The organism is bacterium, assembly GCA_018814885.1.
GTDB lineage: Bacteria > Krumholzibacteriota > Krumholzibacteriia > LZORAL124-64-63 > LZORAL124-64-63 > JAHIYU01.
Map to the genome: position 1 here is coordinate 1 of JAHIYU010000197.1, position 3,091 is coordinate 3,091.

Genomic DNA, 3,091 nt, shown 5'->3' on the forward strand with positions numbered 1-3,091 from the left:
CGATCTGACCGAGCTGCCGCCCGCCGCACGCGTTGCCGCGCGCGCGCGCGCTGAGCGGCATCACGACCGGGGGCGGCACATGGACATCCTGGCGGGAATCCTGGACGAAGTCCGGGCGTTGGAGTAAACCTGTACCGTCACGGATGACGGTCCCGTCGCTCGGCGGGACGCATCGCCAGGAACCAGGAGCACCCGGACGTCCCATGCGCGCGAAGATCATCATCAGTCTCTGTCTGCTTTCCATATGCTCCCACCTCCCGCCGGCGGCCGCCCAGGGGGAACGGACGCACCGGGTCGCGCGCGGGGAGACGTTGACGGCGATCGCCGACGAGTACGGCGTCACGATCCAGGCCTTGAAGGACCGGAACGGCCTGCGCGGCGACCGGATCGACGTCGGCCAGCGGTTGCTGATACCCGACCGCGACCAGGAGTGGTACGTCGTGCGCCGCGGCGACAACCTGACGCGGATCGCCGAGCGCCACGGGATCACCGTGGCCACGCTGCGCAGCCTGAACGGCCTGCGCGGCAGCCGCATCCATCCCGGGCAGAAGCTCCGCCTGGGAACCTCGCCCCGGGATGAGGCCGTCCACGTGGTGCGCAGAGGCGACAACCTCTCGCGGATCGCGCAGCGCTACGGCACGACGGTGCAAGCTCTCCGGCGCATCAACGACCTCGACGACGACCGGATCTTCGTGGGCCAGAAGCTGCGCTTGCGAGAGGTCGCCCGGACGGTGCACGTGGTCGAGCGGGGCGACGCCCTCTGGGAGGTCGCCCAGGCCTATGGTCTGACGGTCGCCGATCTCATGGCGATCAACGGGCTCGCCACGGACGTCATCCATCCCGGACAGGAACTGCGCCTGGCGCGGGACGAGACGCCGGCGACGGCCGTCTACACCGTCAGGCGGGGGGACAACCTCACCGAGATCGCGCGCCTGCACCAGATGGGCCTGCGCGAGCTGCGGAACCTGAACGGCATCGAGGGATCGTTGATACATCCCGGCCAGACGCTGCAGGTCAGACCGCTGCTGGGATCGCGCGCGCCGACCGGGACGGCGTCGGTGCCGTCGACCGTGGCCTGGGACGACCTGTTCGTCAGCGTCAGCGGCGTGCGCAGGCTGGAGGCGGGCAACGGCCCCTACTACTTCGAGCAGCCCCGGGCGGACCGCCAGCGCAGCAAGACCTACCGGGAGGAGAGCAGCATCTCGCCGCTGGTCAGCTATCGCCACGCCAGGCAGCTGCTGGATCGCTTCGACGAGACGATCGCGTCCATGACGCCGCTGAGCCGCCGTCTGGAGGGTTGGCACTTCGTCCTGGATCCGGGCCACGGCGGCATCGACCCGGGCGCCATCGTGGCCGGCACGGACGCCCAGGGGGATCCCTTCCACATCGTCGAGGACGAGATCGTCTACGACCTCGCGCTGCGCGTCTACGCCCTGCTGAAGCTGCACGGAGCCGAGGCGACCCTCACCCTGCTCAGCCCCAACCACCTGCTGCGCGGCAGCACGCCTGTGACGCAGACCTTCGTCCACGATCGCAACGAGGTCTTCAACAGCCTCGACTGGAACCGCCGCGACAAGCCGTCCACCTGGCCGAAAGGCGGACAGAAGTACCTCGACGCGCGGGTGGACATCGCCAAGCGCGCCCTGCGGGACGTGCCCGGGGACCGCCAGGTCTTCCTGAGCTTCCACGCGGACAACGACCGTCCGACGGGCGACGCGGTGACACTCTTCTACTACCAGAGCTCGCGCCAGACGGACACGCTGTCGCGGTCCTTCGCCCGGAAGCTCATACCGGCCATGGGCGCCGGCGCCCACGCCAAGGGCCGCGCGCTCGGCGTGCTGCGCAACAATCCCGCCCGCTACAAGCTGCTGGTCGAGATGCGCAACCTGGCCTTCGCCGACCACATCTGGGCTGTGCGCTACGAACAGTTGCGGCAGCGCGACGCCCAGAAGGTGGTGAAGGCCCTGCTGGACGCGCTGTCCTGACGACATGCAGCGGGAGCCGCCCGCGCCGGACGGCTCCCGCCTGCAGCCACCGCATCGATCATTCCGCCAGCCTGATGGGCACCGCCAGGACCAGGCGCCCGGCGCGGTCGCCGGGGCGGCGGTCGTCGAGATTCAGGTCCCGGAACTCGACGGCGCCGATCGGCAGCAGGCTGTCGGGGGGCGCGGGCCAGGTCCCGCCGAAGGACACCTCCAGCTCGGTCGGCACGCCGCAGTGCAGGTGCAGATCGCCGCCACCGGCGCGGGACACCTCGCCCGCGACCGGGGCGGCCAGCAGGTATTCCTCGCTCAGGTCGAATCCCCAGCTCTCGGCGTCCGCGCCCAGCGCGAAGCCGCCGATGACCTTCAAGGTGTACGACGCCGCGGCGGTGCCCGCGGGCAGGGACATGTCCAGGTCGCAGACGAGCCCATCGAAACCCGTGGCGCGCGCGGCGTGCCCGTCGGCGTCGAGGACATTGACGGCGCAGTCCGTGAAGAGGTTCGCCGTCGCCTCGTCCAGGGCCAGATGAAAGCGCGCCCGCGGCGTCACGGCGTCCAGCTTGAAGGCATGGGACCACTCGTCCGACTGTTCGACCGCGATCTCGCGCTCGCGGCCGAAGCCGGCGATCTCGGCGACGGCCTCTCCCTTGAAGACGCCGGGGAACGCCCGGGTTACCGTCAGGGTGGAGACGGCGGGCTCGCCGGCGCCGCGGCGGGCGAGGGCCGTCACCTCGGCGGGGCGCACGTCGTAGGCGTCGAAGGAGACGGTCAGGCGGTAGTTCGTATCCACCAGGTTGCCGATGGCCGCCACCACGTTCATCTCCCAGATGCCGGGGCGCAGTCCGGGCGCCGTGATCACCGTGTCGGCCACGGGGCTCGTCTCGGGACGGGCGTAACCCGCCCAGTCGCCCTGCACGGCACCCTCCGGATCGCAGATCTCCAGGTAGCAGCCCGCGCCGTCGCGCGCGCCGACGTCCCCGCTCACCTCGAGCCGGCAGCGCATGGCCGTGGCGCCGGCGGGCGCCGCCACGAAGTGACGACGGGTCGTCGAGGCCTGCAGATCCCCGCCCGAGAAGACGAGCTTGGCGCCCGTCGCCGGGTCGGCGGCC

General features: G+C 71.0%; 2 protein-coding genes. One reads left to right on the forward strand and one right to left on the reverse strand.

The genetic code is table 11. From position 1 onward, the window contains the following. Positions 1–203 precede the first annotated feature (203 nt). Positions 204–1,985 carry a LysM peptidoglycan-binding domain-containing protein gene (locus KJ554_15085; GenBank protein ID MBU0743655.1) on the forward strand — a complete coding sequence of 594 codons (1,782 nt, stop codon included), beginning with the start codon at positions 204–206 and terminating at the stop codon, positions 1,983–1,985. 58 nt (positions 1,986–2,043) lie between these two features. On the opposite strand, the gene KJ554_15090 is transcribed toward KJ554_15085, so the two are convergent. Next, positions 2,044–3,091 (reverse strand): hypothetical protein (locus KJ554_15090; GenBank protein MBU0743656.1); only part of this gene is annotated, 1,048 nt, incomplete at its 5' end.